Raw genomic sequence first — 15,567 nt, forward strand, 5'->3', positions numbered from 1 at the left:
CCCTAAGGGTCGTTAATTAGAAAAGGGGCATTTTGCCCCTTTTCTGCATCTGGTCTCAGCTTTGGATAACGTTTAACGCCCGTCAGAAAGTCATAGCGTCAATACAAAGGCGGCCGAACTACAGCTTATCCGCGTGATGCAGCAGAACGAACTTATCCCATAGCTCTTCGTTGGTCTCCCGGTGCTCAGGGGCATGAATAATCGTGTTGTCGATGGGGCAAACCTTCATGCAGGTCGGCTCGTCGTAGTGACCGACGCATTCGGTGCAGCGAGCGGGATCGATTTGATAAATCTCGTCCCCCATGGAGATAGCCTGATTGGGGCACTCCGGTTCGCACATATCGCAGTTAATACAGCTTTTTTTTATCAATAACGCCATTACGCTAAGCTACCAAAATACGCTAAATGTCTGTCGGGAAGGCGGCAAGAGGAAGCGTTTAGACATATTTCCCTTATGTTGCGCCGGGCCCATAGTATACGCTGATTTTCTTTAACAGCGGGAGCCTTCTGAAACGCTTCCTTACCGAACGCCTCATCCCATAGCGATAAATGCGCGTAAAAACGATATACTTTCTTTAATTTCCCCAATGCAATCAACAGGAGCACCGCTTTGTCCGACGGTAACGCAAAGCCACGCCACGTATTCTTCGATCTGGACGGTACGCTGCACCAGCAGGATCTGTTCGGCAGCTTTATCCGCTATTTGGTAAGAAGCCTGCCGGCTAACCTGCTGCTGCTTGTCCCGCTTTTGCCGATTGTCGGGCTGGGGCTTCTGGTTAACGGACGTTCGGCGCGCTGGCCGGTGAGCCTGATGCTGTGGGCGATGACCGCCGGGCATGCGCAGGGCAAGCTCAACTGGCTGATGGAGCGCTTTGTGACGGACATAAAGAGCCAGTTGATTCCCTTCCCGCAGGTGTTGGAGCGGCTGGCGGAATATCTCGACGATGAAAACACCACCGTCTGGCTGGTGACGGGCTCGCCTCAGCCGCTGGTGGAAGCGGTTTATGAAGACGCTTTCTTTTTGCCTCGCGTTAACCTTGTGGCTTCCCAAATCGTTTACCGCTGCGGCGGTTGGACTATTTCAATGCGCTGTCTGGGGCGAGAAAAGGTGAAGCAGCTTGAGCAGCGCTTGGGCAAGCCGCTGGCGCTTTATAGCGGATACAGCGACAGCGAACAGGACGATCCCGTGATGTTGCACTGCCTTCACCGCTGGCGAATCGATCCTCAGGGAAACATGAAGGCGCTGACTGACGATGATATCTCCGGCGCTAAGCGGAGCGGCAGGCCATGATGAGTCGCGACAGTGATGAGAACTGGATGCGCTACGCGCTGCAGCTTGCCGAACGCGCGGATGAAGAGGGGGAAATCCCGGTTGGCGCGGTGTTAGTCTTGGACAACAAAATTATCGGCGAAGGCTGGAATAGGCCGATTGGTCGTCACGATCCGACGGCGCACGCGGAAATTGCGGCGCTAAGGCAGGGGGGCGAAACGCTGCAAAACTACCGCCTGCTGGGCGCAACGCTCTATGTGACGCTGGAGCCCTGTATTATGTGCGCGGGCGCCATGGTGCACAGCAGGATTAGTCGACTGGTCTACGGCGCGAGCGACTTTAAAACCGGCGCGGCGGGCTCTCTTATCGACATTCTTGGCCATCCGGCAATGAATCATAAAGTTGAAGTGACCGCTGGCGTACTGGCCGAGACCTGCTCGTCCCGGCTTAGCGACTTTTTTCGCCGCCGCAGAGAGGAAATCAAAGCGAAAAAGGCGCGGGCGGCGTCCGGCGAACTTTAATTTTATGCCGGAGTTCACGCTTGGTTATTGCGCCGGGTGCGCAAGCTGGTCGGGCGTCACGGCAGGATAAGCGCCTGCCGCTCTCGCCCCCGCAGCGTCGATGACGTCAGTCAGAGGAATTCTCGCCGTACGCTGCGCTTTTTCCTTTTCCTGAAGATAGCCGATCAGGCTTATCTGATAGCGCCGAATATTTTCTACGAACTGATACGCCTGATAGCCTCGCGCATAGCCGTATCGCGTCAGGCTATAATATTTTTTCTGCGTGAGCATCGTCAGCCGTTTTTTAACCTCTGCCCAGCTGTTGGGGTCGCCGCCCTGCTGCTCGGTTAGGCTTCTGGCGTCCATCATGTGGGCAAACCCCATGTTGTAGGCGACCAGCGCAAACCAGATTTTCTCATCTTCAGCAATAGTCTCCGGCAGCTTTTCCATCAGCTGTTCAAGATAGACTAATCCGCCGCGTATGCTCTGTCCAGGATCGAGGCGATTGGTAACGCCGAGAGAATCGGCCGTGTTGCGGGTCAGCATCATTATTCCCCTAACGCCGGTAGACGACGTGGCGGTCGGGTTCCAGTGGGACTCCTGATAGGCGATAGCGGCCGCCAGCCGCCAGTCTATCTGTTTAGAATACTGTTCAAACAGAGGCCGCAGGTTGGGGAGCACGTTGTCTACGGCGTTAAGAAACGTTCGAGTGTCCACATAGTTAAACTCACCCACGTGGCCGAGGTATTTCTCTTCGAGCTTGGCCAACGAGCCGTCCTCGTTAATCTGGTTAAAGAAGTCGAGCATGGCGGCGTTCAGGCTGTTATCGTCGCTTTTATAGGTATACCACACCACAGGCTCCTCTTCGGTGATGTCAAAAGCGACGGCCAGATTGGGGTAAATGCGCTGGAGGATGGCAATGGTCACCGAGTCAGCGATGGTATAATCCAGCTCGCCGCTGGCGACCTGCTTGAGCAAATCCGTAGAGGAAAGCGTCGATGAGGTTTCCCACGTAAGGTCGGGATAGACGCTTTTTTTAAGCTGGTGCAGCGTTGAGATACTGGCCGAACCAGAGACGATGCTAAGGCGCCCCTTCAGGTTTTCCAGCGACGACGGCTTGGCCGCATTTTGTCTATATACCAGCTGTTGCGAAACGGAATAGTAGGCAGGACCGGCGCTCAGCGCCTTCATCCTTTCCTGATTGAAAATAAGCCCGGCGGCCAGCATGTCGGTTTTACCGTTTTCCAACCCTTTAAACAGGTCAGTCACGTTGCGCTGAGTCTTTATGTTGAGCTTGACGCCAAGATAGTCAGCGAACATTTTCGCCAGCTCGTAGTCCAGCCCCTTAACGCCGCCGTCGTCTTGATAGTAGTAGGGCGCTGCGCGAAGGGTATCTACGTTGAGTTCACCGCTGGCGATAATTTTCTGTAACCGGGTACCGCCGTCATGTTTCCAGTACAGCATGGGCCAGAGCGCCAAGGCTAGCAAGAGGGTGATAACGCCAATAAAGAAGTAGTTAGTTTTTAACGGCTTCAATAGTTTTTCTCTATACTCGTCATGCTTCAAGCGACAAATGGTGATTAACGGCTATGGGGGCGATCATCCCAGAACGGTGAGTCGTTTTATCTTTGATTTGTAATGTGTTTATACTTATTTTTCTACTTTTTCTACTCGGTTTTTATTCAGGCTTTGTCTAGCGCCGAGCGGTGCTTTCGACGGGCCAGGCGCCATTTTGCTTAAGCGTTCAGCGCTTGGCAAATAGTATATGACGCATTCTAGGGATCGTTCGCATAAATAATAAACACGCAAACGGTTTCGTCGGAGGGCGCGATTCTCTATAATGTAGCCAGTTTTTTTCTCCTAGCCTTAGACCAGAGATATTCTCACTATGGAAATTTTCCGCGGCTCGCCTGCTTTATCTGCATTTCGTATCGCTAAGTTGCTCTCCCGCTGTCGTGAACTTCGCCTGCCCGTCAGTGATATTTACGCCGAATACCTCCATTTTGCTGAACTGAATGCCCCGCTGAGTGAAACGGAGCGGGAAACGTTAAAACGGTTGCTTAAATACGGCCCCTCTTTGGCGGAGCATGAGCCCGAGGGCCAGCTGCTGTTGGTGACCCCAAGGCCCGGCACTATCTCTCCGTGGGCTTCTAAGGCAACGGATATCGCCCACAACTGCGGGCTGAGCCAGATTCGTCGGCTTGAGCGCGGCATCGCCTACTACGTGCAGGCGCCTACTCTCGACGACGAACAGCGTCGAGCGCTGGCCGGCCTGCTGCATGACCGGATGATGGAGTCCGTATTTAGCGACGTTTCGCAGACCGAGGCGCTGTTTGCCCGGCACGCGCCGATGCCGCTGGTCGAAATTGATGTCTTGGGCAAAGGGAAACGGGCGCTTGACGATGCAAACGAAAGGCTGGGGCTGGCGCTGGCGCCGGACGAAATCGACTATCTGCTCGATGCTTTCACGCGACTGAATCGCAATCCGACGGACGTTGAGCTTTACATGTTCGCTCAGGCCAACTCGGAGCACTGTCGCCACAAGATTTTCAACGCCGACTGGATTATTGACGGCAAGGCGCAGCCGAAGTCGCTGTTCAAAATGATAAAGAACACCTTTGAACAAACGCCGGACTACGTACTGTCCGCCTATAAAGACAATGCGGCCGTGATGGAAGGTTCGGCGGTAGGGCGCTTCTTTGCCGAGCCGGGCTCTGGCGTGTACGACTATCATCAGGAAGAGGCGCATATTCTGATGAAGGTGGAAACCCATAACCACCCGACGGCGATTTCCCCCTGGCCGGGGGCGGCGACCGGTTCCGGCGGTGAAATTCGCGATGAAGGCGCTACGGGGCGCGGAGCCAAGCCGAAGGCGGGCCTGGTTGGCTTTTCCGTATCTAACCTGCGCATCCCCGGTTTTGAACAGCCTTGGGAGCAGGACTTCGGTAAGCCGAATCGCATCGTTACCGCGTTGGATATCATGACGGAAGGGCCGCTGGGCGGCGCCGCGTTTAACAACGAGTTCGGCCGCCCGGCGCTGCTAGGCTATTTCCGCACCTATGAAGAGATGGTGGATAGCCACAACGGCGCGGAGCTGCGCGGCTACCATAAGCCCATCATGCTGGCTGGCGGTATCGGCAACATTCGCGCCGAGCACGTAAAGAAAGGAGAAATCAGCGTTGGCGCCAAGCTTATCGTGCTCGGCGGGCCGGCGATGAACATCGGGCTGGGAGGCGGAGCCGCCTCTTCAATGGCGTCCGGCCAGTCTGACGCCTCTTTGGACTTTGCCTCCGTGCAGCGCGATAACCCGGAAATGGAGCGCCGCTGTCAGGAGGTTATCGACCGTTGCTGGCAGATGGGCGATGAAAACCCGATCCTGTTTATTCACGACGTGGGTGCGGGCGGCCTGTCTAACGCCATGCCGGAGCTGGTAAGCGACGGCGGAAGGGGCGGACGGTTCGAGCTGCGCGACATCCTGAGCGACGAGCCGGGCATGAGCCCGCTGGAGGTGTGGTGCAACGAGTCTCAGGAGCGCTACGTTTTAGCCGTTGCGCCGGAGCAGCTGCCGCTGTTTGACGCAATTTGCCGACGCGAAAGAGCGCCCTATGCCGTTATCGGTGAAGCGACGGAAGAACAGCATCTGTCGTTGCACGACAGCCACTTTGAAAATCTGCCTATCGACCTGCCGCTTGACGTCTTGTTAGGCAAAACGCCGAAAATGACCCGCGACGTGGCCACGCTTCAGGCAAAGGGGAAACCGCTGGTGCGTGAAGGCATTGAGCTTGAAGAAGCCGTAAAGCGCGTCCTTCACCTTCCCGCCGTAGCGGAAAAAACCTTTTTGATTACCATCGGTGACCGCACGGTGACCGGCATGGTCGCTCGCGATCAGATGGTCGGGCCGTGGCAGATCCCGGTAGCGGACTGTGCGGTCACAACCGCCAGCTATGACAGCTACTACGGCGAAGCGATGTCTCTGGGCGAGCGGACCCCTGTTGCGTTGCTGGACTTCGCCGCTTCGGCGCGCATGGCCGTGGGTGAAGCGCTGACTAATATTGCCTCTGCGCAGATCGGCGAGCTAAAGCGCGTGAAGCTTTCGGCTAACTGGATGGCGGCCGCTGGGCATCCGGGCGAAGACGCCGGCCTGTATGAAGCGGTTAAGGCGGTGGGTGAAGAGCTGTGCCCTGCGCTGGGGCTGACTATCCCGGTGGGTAAAGATTCGATGTCGATGAAAACCCGCTGGCGGCAGAACGACGAGGACGTTGAAATGACGTCGCCGCTGTCGCTGGTGGTTAGCGCCTTCGCTCGCGTAGAGGACGTTCGCGGCACCGTTACGCCGCAGCTGCGTACCGATAAAGGGGACGCGACGCTGCTGCTTATCGATCTTGGCGAAGGGCGCAACGCGCTGGGCGCCACCGCGCTGGCGCAGGTGTATCGCCAGCTCGGCGACAGGCCTGCCGACGTCAGAAGCGTAGATAGGCTCGGCGCCTTCTTTAATACCATACAGGCGCTGGTGGCCGATCGTAAGCTTCTCGCCTATCACGACCGTTCCGACGGCGGCCTGCTGGTGACGCTGGTGGAAATGGCGTTTGCGGGCCACTGTGGGCTGACGCTGGATATCGCTTCGCTGGGCGACGACGCGCTGGCTGCGCTGTTTAACGAAGAGCTGGGCGCGGTGATCCAGGTCGCCGACGCGGATCTGGCCGAGGTTGAGGCACTGCTGTCTCAGGCCGGGCTTGGCGGCTGCGTGCACCGCCTCGGCCGTGCGGTAGTCGGTGATGAGATTGTTATTCGCAGCGGCGATGCCGCCGTCTACCTGCAGAGTCGCCAAACGCTGCGCGTCTGGTGGGCGGAAACCACGTGGCAGATGCAGCGCCTGCGGGACAACCCTCAGTGTGCGGACATGGAGCATCAGGCCAAGCAGGACGCCAACGACCCCGGCATGAACGTAAAGTTGAGCTTCTCGCCGAAAGAGGACGTCGCCGCGCCTTACCTGCTGAAGTCAAGGCCGCACATCGCCGTGCTGCGCGAGCAGGGCGTCAACTCTCACGTTGAAATGGCCGCGGCTTTCCATCGTGCCGGCTTTGAGGCGATTGACGTTCACATGAGCGATCTGCTGTCAGGCAACGTCGGTCTGGAAGGATTCCAGGCGCTGGTGGCCTGCGGCGGCTTCTCCTACGGTGACGTGCTGGGCGCGGGCGAGGGGTGGGCCAAGTCGATTTTGTTCAACGAGCGGGTGCGCGAGCAGTTCACTCGCTTCTTCCACCGCCCTGACACGCTGGCGCTGGGAGTGTGCAACGGCTGTCAGATGATGTCGAACCTCAATGAGCTTATGCCGGGGGCTTCCCACTGGCCGCGCTTTGTGCGCAACCTCTCCGAGCGTTTTGAAGCGCGATTCAGCCTGGTTGAAGTGGTAGACAGCCCCTCTCTGTTGCTAAAAGGGATGGCAGGCTCTCGGCTGCCGATCGCCGTTTCTCACGGTGAAGGTAGGGTGGAAGTGCGCGACGCCCAGCACCTTGGCGCGCTGGAAAGCGCAGGGCTGGTTGCCATGCGCTACGTTAACAATCGCGGTGAGGTAACGGAAGATTACCCGGCTAACCCGAACGGCTCGCCTAACGGCATTACGGCGGTGACCAACCTTGACGGTCGGATCACGGTTATGATGCCGCACCCTGAGCGGGTTTTCCGCACCGTCAGCAACTCCTGGCATCCTGAAGAATGGGGCGAAGACGGGCCGTGGATGCGGCTGTTCCGTAACGCCCGCAGGCAGCTAGGCTAATTCTTTCTCGAACTTATCGGGTTAGAACATAAAAATCCCTCACACGATATGTGAGGGGTTTTTTATCGCATTGATTTAAAAATTGTTTTTTATAGTGTTGGTAAACGCAGACAGTCGGTGGTTTTGAGTGTCTCAAAAAAGAGACATTTAATTCATTGATTTTTATAGCGGTATTTGAGGTGTGAAAAGGGTGTCTGTTTTTGGAGACACAAATTGTGATTATGATCGGATAAATTTCACCAGAAGCGCTGCTCATTTCAAAGCTAATAGTATTTTTGTTTTATATATCAGTAAATTAATTTAAATTTTAAAAGTTGGCACGACAAGTGCATTAGTTTATACGTCGCTCATTCACCTTTTTATGTCAGAACGCGGTAACGTGACGCTACATAAGCCTTAGAATGACGCCAAAGCCATGGTGCCTATCGTCAATTGAACCGATATCAACCGCGCAAGCGGCTTATCAAACTCAGGACGACACGTTGAGTGAGGCGCCAGCCCTTAAGTGTCATGCTGTGATGAAACGTATTTCATCAATATTTGACACTTCGGATGTTATTCGTCCGGTTTTCCGATGACGGCGTAGCCTCATCACCTTGCGGACGACGTTGAAGGACATCCACGTATTTTTCTCGGGTGATAGATAATTATCTGAGATAAGCAAATAACATTCTATCAGGCACTTAACCATTTTTGGATAAGTGCCTTTTTTTTGCTTTAACGCGCTAAAATCTTTACTGAAGTTGGGCAATAACGCTGTTTTCTTCCGCTCAGGTCGGATAGCATCGTTATCGGTTTGATATCGTTATGAGAGTGCCTCATTGAAAAAGTTTAGCCGTTTCCCCCGCTCCCTACGCCAGCTGGTGCTGTTGGCCTTCCTGTTGGTGCTGCTTCCGCTGCTGGTGCTGGCGTGGCAGGCCTATAAGAGTCTGGATCTGCTTAGCGAGCAGGCTGCGGACATTAACAGCACGACGCTTAGGGACGCGCGCCGCAGCGAGGCGATGACTAACCTGGCGCTAAGCATGGAGAGAAGCTACCGTCAGTACTGCGTACTGGGGGACGAGACGCTGGAAAAGCTCTATCAGGAGCAGCGCCAGCAGTATGCCAGCATGCTGGACGTTCATGCCGCCGTGCTTCCCAACGAAGAGCTTTATAAATCCCTCAAGAAGCTGCTAAACGATTTAGGTAAAATCCAGTGCAAAAACAGCGGCCCGGACGATGCATCCTCGGCGCTGCTGATCCAATTTTCCAAAACCAGCAATGAAATGGTGCAAACGACTCGAGGCATCATTTTTTCCCGCGGCGAGAAGCTACAGCAGGCGATCGCAGATAAGGGCTATTTCTTTGGCCAGCAGGCGCTTTTACTGTTTTTGCTCAGCGTCCTGCTGGTTTTCCTGTTTACGCGTATGATAATAGGGCCGGTCAAGCAGGTGGAGCGGATGATAAACCGCCTGGGTGAAGGTAAAAGCCTGACCTCGCTGGCGGCGTTCAAAGGGCCGCGTGAAATTCAATCGCTGGCGCAGCGCATCGTTTGGCTAAGCGAGCGCCTGTCGTGGCTGGAGTCGCAGCGACACGAGTTTTTGCGTCATATCTCTCACGAACTGAAAACGCCGCTGGCCAGCATGCGTGAGGGTACAGAACTGCTGCTGGATCAGGTAGCCGGGCCTTTGACGGAAGACCAGAAGGACGTCGTCGCCATTCTCGACAACAGCAGCCGCGATTTACAGCGGCTGATAGAGCAGCTGCTTGACTACAATCGATATCAGGCGGATGCGAGAACGGAGAAATCCCATATCGATCTCGAGCTGATGGCGTCGGAGGTTATCGCGGCCCACAGCCTTCCCGCACGCGCCAAACTGATGACTACCGAATGCCGACTGGCGCAGAGCGAATGCTGGGCAGAATCACCGCTGTTGAAACGGGTGCTTGATAATCTCTACTCCAATGCGGTGCACTATGGCGAGGAATCCGGTACTATCTGGATTGTGAGTCAACGAGTCGGCCAAATGATTCAAATAGATGTCGCCAATACCGGTGAAAAAATACTGCCGCAGGAAAAAGCGATGCTGTTTGAACCCTTCTATCAGGGAAGTCGTCAGAGAAAAGGCGCCGTGAAGGGCAGCGGGCTGGGGCTTAGCATTGCCCGTGACTGCATTCGCCAAATGGAGGGCGAACTGCATCTGGTTGACGTAGACTATGCCGACGTGTGTTTCCGCATTGAGTTACCTTTATCCATTGAGAAGTAAAAGATAATGCCTAAGAGTTCTGCCAGAACCATAACAGCAAAAGAAAAGGCGAAGAACGCGCGCTGCCGACTGAAAAGTAAAATCGGCGGCGCTTTACTGCTGTCAGCATTCGCCCTGTTGAGCGGATGCGTCGAACGCGGCGTGGTTGACGCCGCTTCCGGAGAAATAAAGTATGAATCGCCCGATCGTAAAGTGAACGACTACTCGCGCGTGCGCTGCGACGGCGATATCTGGAAAAGCCAAAACGATGAAACCAATGCCAACGGGCTCTATTGGCTGAGGCTGATTAGCTGTGCCGGAACCTTTACGCCGACGCAGGCGCGAGTGCAGTCTTACGGTTACGACGGCACGAAATGGGACGGTGTGTTTAAGCGCGCGATCCTGCTTTCCAAGCTGGATTTAGGCAACGCAGAGCGGCGCGGCGCATTGGAACAGCTAAAGAATTTTCAGGCAACCTATCCCGACAGCGTCTATTCGCTGGTTCAGATGTGGCGCAGCGAGCAGCAGCTCCAGCTAGGCCTTCAGGAAGAAAGGGCGCGCGCTCAGCGTCAAAAAGAGGGCGCGGAATCGCAGATAGTCGATCTCCAACTGCAAATGGTGGAGATTAAGCATCAGCTGCACGAAACAACCCGCAAGCTGCAAAACCTGACCGACATCGAGCGCCAGCTTTCCTCCCGCAAGCTGACGCAGGGCGAGTCGCTGCCTCCGGTCAATGCGCTGCCTCCTCAAAATCCGAACGCGGGCTCGGCGGTAAATGAGCCTAAGCCTCAGCCGGTAGAAGCGGCGGCGCCGAAGGTGGATGAAAAGGTTGAAGAGAAGGCGGCTCAGCCAGCCAAGGCCCCTCAGGAACCGGCCGTTGCTGAACCTAAAGCAGAGGTTAAAAGCAGCGGCGCTTCAACAGAAACAAAGCAGCCTGAAAAACCGGCCACCGCAGAGCCTGAGTCCAAGCCTGCGCCCAAATCTGAGACAAAGGTAGAGAAGCCCGCGCAGCCGGCTCAAAGCCAGCCTGCGCCGAGTGAAGCCGCGCCAGCGGCGCAAAAGCCCTAACGCGGTGACGGATGAAAGGAGTTTGCTGAAATGACACAGCGTAAAACCGCCAGTCTATTGTTGGTCGATGACGACCCCAGTCTGCTTAAGCTGCTGGGAATGCGCCTGACCAGCGAGGGATTTAACGTCACAACGGCGGAAAACGGTCAGGAAGCGCTGCGGCGTTTGGCCAGAGAGCAGGTGGATTTGGTGATAAGCGACCTGCGGATGGACGAGATGGACGGCATGGCGCTGTTTGCCGAAATACAAAAGCGCCAGCCGGGCATGCCCGTCATCATCCTGACGGCGCACGGTTCTATCCCCGACGCCGTGGCTGCAACCCAGCAGGGCGTATTCAGCTTTTTAACCAAGCCGGTAGATAAAGACGCCTTGTATAAGGCGATCGACGACGCGCTGGCGTTAAAAATACCCGCCAGCGCCAGCGACGACGGTTGGCGAGAAGAGATAGTCACCCGCAGCCCGACGATGCTGCGCCTGCTGGAACAGGCAAAGATGGTGGCGCAGTCCGACGTCAGCGTACTGATTAACGGCATGAGCGGTACCGGTAAAGAGGTGCTGGCGAAGGCTATCCACCGCGCCAGCCCGCGCGGCGGCAAGCCGTTTATCGCGATCAACTGCGGCGCGCTGCCCGAACAGCTGCTTGAATCAGAGCTGTTTGGCCACGCCAAGGGCGCGTTTACCGGCGCGGTCAGCAGCCGGGACGGCCTGTTTCAGGCGGCAACCGGCGGCACGCTGTTTCTCGATGAAATCGGCGACATGCCGCTTGCGCTGCAGGTCAAGCTGCTGCGGGTATTGCAGGAGCGTAAGGTCAGGCCGCTGGGCAGCAATCGCGATCTGGACATCGACGTGCGCATCATTTCCGCGACCCACCGCGATTTGCCTAAGGCGATGGCCAAGGGCGAGTTTCGTGAAGATCTCTACTACCGTTTGAACGTCGTAAACCTGAAGATCCCCGCGCTCAACGAACGCTCGGAGGATATTCCCCTGCTGGCGGAGCACCTGCTGCGCGAGTCCGCCAAGCGCCATAAGCCGTTTGTAAAAAGCTTTTCCACCGACGCAATGAAGCGCCTGATGGCCGCAAGCTGGCCGGGCAACGTGCGCCAGCTGGTAAACGTGATTGAGCAGTGCGTCGCCTTGACCAGCACGCCGGTGATTAACGAATCTTTGGTGCAGCAGGCGCTGGAAGGGGAAAACACCGCGCTGCCGACCTTTGTTGAAGCGCGCAACCAGTTTGAGCTGGTTTACCTGCGCAAGCTCCTGCAAATGACCAAAGGAAACGTGACCCACGCGGCCAGAATGGCGGGCCGAAATCGAACCGAGTTCTACAAGCTGCTTTCGCGCCACGAGCTGGATGCGAACGATTTTAAAGAGTAGGCTTTTTAATTCTCAGGACGGTCATTTATACTGCCGTCCTCATTACCCGATAGCGAAAGTGAATTGATATGAGTAAAGCGCTTTCTATTGCATTAGCGCAGTTGAACTGGCTGGTTGGCGACATCGAAGGAAACGCCGATCGGATGCTCCGCACCGTTGACGAACAGCGGCAGGCCGGAGCGGATATCGTCATGTTTTCGGAGTTGGCGCTGACGGGCTATCCGCCGGAAGATTTACTCTATCGCGACGACTTTTATCATCGCTGCGATGAACAGCTTGAGCGCCTGCGTGAGGCTTCCAGCGACGTTGCCGTTATCGTTGGCCATCCTTGGCGGGCGGACGGCAAGCTTTATAATGCGCTGTCGATGTTCTGGCAGGGGGCGCTTCTGGTGCGTTACTACAAGCAGCAGCTTCCCAACTACGGCGTGTTTGACGAGAAGCGCTACTTTAGCGCGGGCAATGAGAGCTGCTGCATTGAGTTCAAAGGCTATCGGTTAGGCTTGCTCATCTGCGAAGATCTTTGGTTTAACGGGCCGGTCGACGCGCTTAAGGCGCTCGAAGTCGATCTTATACTGTCGATTAACGCGTCGCCCTATAATCGCGAAAAGCCCTACATTCGCAACCAGCTGCTGTCTGAGCACGCGCGCCGCACCGGCATTCCGCTGGTTTACTTAAACCAGGTAGGCGGGCAGGACGAGCTGATTTTCGACGGCTGTTCCAAAGCGTTTAATGCAGACGGCGTTATGACTCACAAACTGGCGCCGTTTAACGAAGAAGTGCGTCGGATTGCTTTTCAAAACGGCCAGCTCGACGCGATGACGATTCCCGAGCAGCCGTCCGACCTTTCGCTGATTTACGATGCGCTGGTGCTGGCGGTGCGCGACTACGTGACGAAAAACGGCTTTAAGGGGGCGATCCTCGGGCTGTCCGGCGGGATTGACTCGGCGCTGACGCTGGCGATTGCCGTCGACGCGCTGGGGAAAGACAAGGTTCAGGCGCTGATGATGCCGTTCCGCTATACCGCCGAAATGAGCATTGAAGACGCGCGGGAAGAGGCGGAGCTGCTTGACGTCGAGTTTGACGTTGTGTCCATCGAGCCGGTGTTTGACGCATTCATGGGGCAGCTTTCCCCGCTGTTTGCCGATACGCGCCGCGACACGACGGAAGAGAACCTGCAGGCCCGCTGCCGGGGCGTTATCCTGATGGCGCTTTCCAACAAGCGCGGCCGTCTGGTATTGACCACCGGCAATAAAAGTGAGATCGCCGTAGGGTATTCGACGCTTTATGGTGATATGGCCGGCGGTTTTGATGTATTAAAAGACGTACCGAAAACGCTGGTGTTTAAACTTTCAGAATATAGAAACACGCGTTCTTACGTTATTCCGCAACGCGTTATCGACCGCCCGCCGTCGGCGGAGCTGGCGCCCGACCAGAAGGACGAGGACAGCCTGCCGCCTTATCCTATACTGGACAGGATCCTGGACGGCTACGTCGAGCGCGACATGTCGGTCGAAGAGCTGGTGGCGGAAGGATTTGACGAGGCGGTAGTGCGTAAGGTAATCCGCCTGGTGGATATTAACGAATACAAGCGTCGTCAGTCGCCGGTGGGCCCAAGGATCACCGCGCGCAACTTCGGTAAAGATCGGCGTTATCCGATTACTTCAGGCTTCGGCCGCAAAAACTGGTAAGGGCTCGACTTTAATGAAAAAAATTGACGCGATTATTAAACCGTTCAAATTAGACGACGTTCGCGAAGCGCTGGCGGAAGTCGGCATCACCGGTATGACCGTCACGGAAGTGAAGGGGTTCGGCCGTCAAAAAGGCCATACCGAGCTGTATCGCGGCGCCGAGTATATGGTGGACTTCCTGCCCAAGGTAAAAATTGAAATCGTCGTGCCTGACGACATCGTCGAGGTATGCGTTGAAACCATTATGAAGACCGCCCAAACCGGTAAGATCGGCGACGGAAAGATTTTTGTCTTTGACGTGGCGAGGGTTATCCGCATTCGCACCGGCGAGCAGGACGAAGACGCGATTTGATGCAATAGAAAAGCCGCTGCAAAACAGCGGCTTTTTTGTCACCGATAGCCCGTGCTACAGCACCTTATGCGGGCCGAACACCTCATAGTGCAGGCGTTCTTTCGCTACGCCCCGGTCAGTTAGCTGACGAGCGGCGGACTGCATAAAGGCCAGCGGGCCGCAGAAGTAGAACTCCGTTTTGGGTGGAAACGCTTCGTTTATGGCCTCCAGCGAGAGCAGCCCTTCGTGATGCGCTATCGATCCGGCGCTTGAATTGCGATACCAGACGTGGCAAACGGCGTCAGGCAGAGTGCGGCAGGCGTCAGCGGCCTCCTGCCTGAAGGCGTGGCGCTCTTCGCTGTCGGCGGCGTGCAGCCAGTAGACCTTCCCCTTATGCTGACGCTGTTTTAGCGTATTGAGCATGGCGAGCATCGGCGTTTGCCCGACGCCGCCGGAAAGCAGCGCGACGGGCGCGTTTGGAGGCACGTCCAGCCAGAAGTCGCCGTAGGGCGGCGCCAGATGAATCACGTCCCCCTGCTGCGCCACGTCGTGCAGATAGCGGGACACTTTCCCTTCATCTTCACGTTTAACGGCGATGCGGTAGGAACGTCCGTTAGGCGCGTGCGTTAGCGAATACTGTCTGATCTCCTGGTTTTCCATATCATCGCTGCGAATATAGACGGCGACGTACTGGCCCGGCCTGAAGTCTGAAACCGGCTGTCCGTCCGTCGGGACGAGGGTAAAGCTGGTAATTACGTCACTTTCGCGCCGCTTCTCTTCAATGCGGAAAGGGCGAGTGCCTTGCCAGCCGCCCTGAGTTTCCACCCTGTCCTGATAGATTTCACTTTCACGATTGATAAATACGTCGGCCAGCACCTGATAGGCCTTTCCCCAGGCGTCGAGCACGTCCTGTCCGGGGCTTAGCATTTCGTCGATAGTCGCCAGCAGGTGGTGGCCGACGATAGCGTACTGTTCGGGGCGGATGCCGAAGCTGGCGTGCTTTTGTGCGATGCGCTCAACGGCAGGCAGCAGGGCGGGGAGGTTTTCGATGTTTGCGGCGTAAGCGCAGATGGCGTCAAACAGCGCCTCTCTCTGCGCGCCGCTAAACTGATGGCTCAGGTTGAAGATGTCCTTTAGTTCTGGATTGTGGAGGAACATACGGTCGTAAAAATGGGCGGTTAGCGCCGGACCGGTTTGGGCAAGGACCGGGATTGTCGCCTTAACGGTGGCGATAGTTTGGCCGTCTAGCATGATGCTTCCTGTCGTTGGATTTAACATGCATTTAAAATATATGTTTATATTGATCTATGTCAATAACTTTCTTTACAGACGATA

Annotated in this window: 11 protein-coding genes; 8 read left to right on the forward strand and 3 right to left on the reverse strand. The window is 56.0% G+C overall.

Annotated elements, in window-relative coordinates; all coding sequences use genetic code 11:
- Positions 1-118 precede the first annotated feature (118 nt).
- A complete protein-coding gene (locus V8L73_RS04460) occupies positions 119-379 on the reverse strand; it encodes a YfhL family 4Fe-4S dicluster ferredoxin (protein ID WP_347254221.1) in 261 nt (86 codons plus the stop codon).
- A gap of 231 nt (positions 380-610) precedes the next feature.
- Between V8L73_RS04460 and yfhb the strand changes: the two genes are divergently transcribed.
- Together yfhb and tadA are read left to right on the forward strand one after the other, a co-directional pair.
- Positions 611-1,291 (forward strand): phosphatidylglycerophosphatase C, encoded by a 681-nt coding sequence (gene yfhb / locus V8L73_RS04465; RefSeq protein WP_347254222.1) that lies wholly within the window; start codon positions 611-613, stop codon positions 1,289-1,291.
- On the forward strand, positions 1,288-1,791 hold the full coding sequence (gene tadA / locus V8L73_RS04470) for a tRNA adenosine(34) deaminase TadA (RefSeq protein ID WP_422655611.1): 504 nt from the start codon (positions 1,288-1,290) through the stop codon (positions 1,789-1,791). Before yfhb ends, tadA begins: the two co-directional genes overlap by 4 nt.
- A gap of 24 nt (positions 1,792-1,815) precedes the next feature.
- Here the strand turns inward: tadA and mltF are convergent, their stop codons facing one another.
- On the reverse strand, positions 1,816-3,306 hold the full coding sequence (mltF, locus tag V8L73_RS04475; RefSeq protein ID WP_347254223.1) for a membrane-bound lytic murein transglycosylase MltF: 1,491 nt from the start codon (positions 3,304-3,306) through the stop codon (positions 1,816-1,818).
- A 352-nt stretch (positions 3,307-3,658) separates the two neighbouring features.
- Between mltF and purL the strand changes: the two genes are divergently transcribed.
- The 6 genes from purL (at position 3,659) to glnB (ending at position 14,253) form a co-directional block, all read left to right on the forward strand.
- Positions 3,659-7,546, forward strand: coding sequence for a phosphoribosylformylglycinamidine synthase (gene purL, locus V8L73_RS04480; protein WP_347254224.1), 3,888 nt, complete (start codon positions 3,659-3,661; stop codon positions 7,544-7,546).
- Positions 7,547-8,367: 821 nt separating this feature from the next.
- Entirely contained in the window at positions 8,368-9,792 is a 1,425-nt protein-coding gene (locus tag V8L73_RS04485; protein WP_027274113.1) for a HAMP domain-containing sensor histidine kinase, read from the forward strand.
- A 6-nt stretch (positions 9,793-9,798) separates the two neighbouring features.
- The gene (locus V8L73_RS04490; protein WP_261831286.1) at positions 9,799-10,839 is read left to right on the forward strand and encodes a hypothetical protein; all 1,041 of its coding nucleotides are present in this window, start codon (positions 9,799-9,801) and stop codon (positions 10,837-10,839) included.
- A 30-nt stretch (positions 10,840-10,869) separates the two neighbouring features.
- Positions 10,870-12,213 carry a two-component system response regulator GlrR gene (gene glrR, locus V8L73_RS04495; RefSeq protein ID WP_027274112.1) on the forward strand — a complete coding sequence of 448 codons (1,344 nt, stop codon included), beginning with the start codon at positions 10,870-10,872 and terminating at the stop codon, positions 12,211-12,213.
- Between the two features lie 68 nt (positions 12,214-12,281).
- Positions 12,282-13,901 (forward strand): NAD+ synthase, encoded by a 1,620-nt coding sequence (locus V8L73_RS04500; RefSeq protein WP_027274111.1) that lies wholly within the window; start codon positions 12,282-12,284, stop codon positions 13,899-13,901.
- Between the two features lie 13 nt (positions 13,902-13,914).
- The gene (gene glnB, locus V8L73_RS04505; RefSeq protein ID WP_027274110.1) at positions 13,915-14,253 is read left to right on the forward strand and encodes a nitrogen regulatory protein P-II; all 339 of its coding nucleotides are present in this window, start codon (positions 13,915-13,917) and stop codon (positions 14,251-14,253) included.
- A gap of 54 nt (positions 14,254-14,307) precedes the next feature.
- On the opposite strand, the gene hmpA is transcribed toward glnB, so the two are convergent.
- Positions 14,308-15,483: an NO-inducible flavohemoprotein gene (hmpA, locus tag V8L73_RS04510; RefSeq protein WP_347254225.1), complete on the reverse strand. Its 1,176-nt coding sequence runs from the start codon at positions 15,481-15,483 to the stop codon at positions 14,308-14,310.
- Positions 15,484-15,567 lie beyond the last annotated feature (84 nt).

The sequence above is a fragment of the Leminorella grimontii genome (assembly GCF_039789245.1).
In the GTDB taxonomy this organism is placed as follows: domain Bacteria; phylum Pseudomonadota; class Gammaproteobacteria; order Enterobacterales; family Enterobacteriaceae; genus Leminorella; species Leminorella grimontii.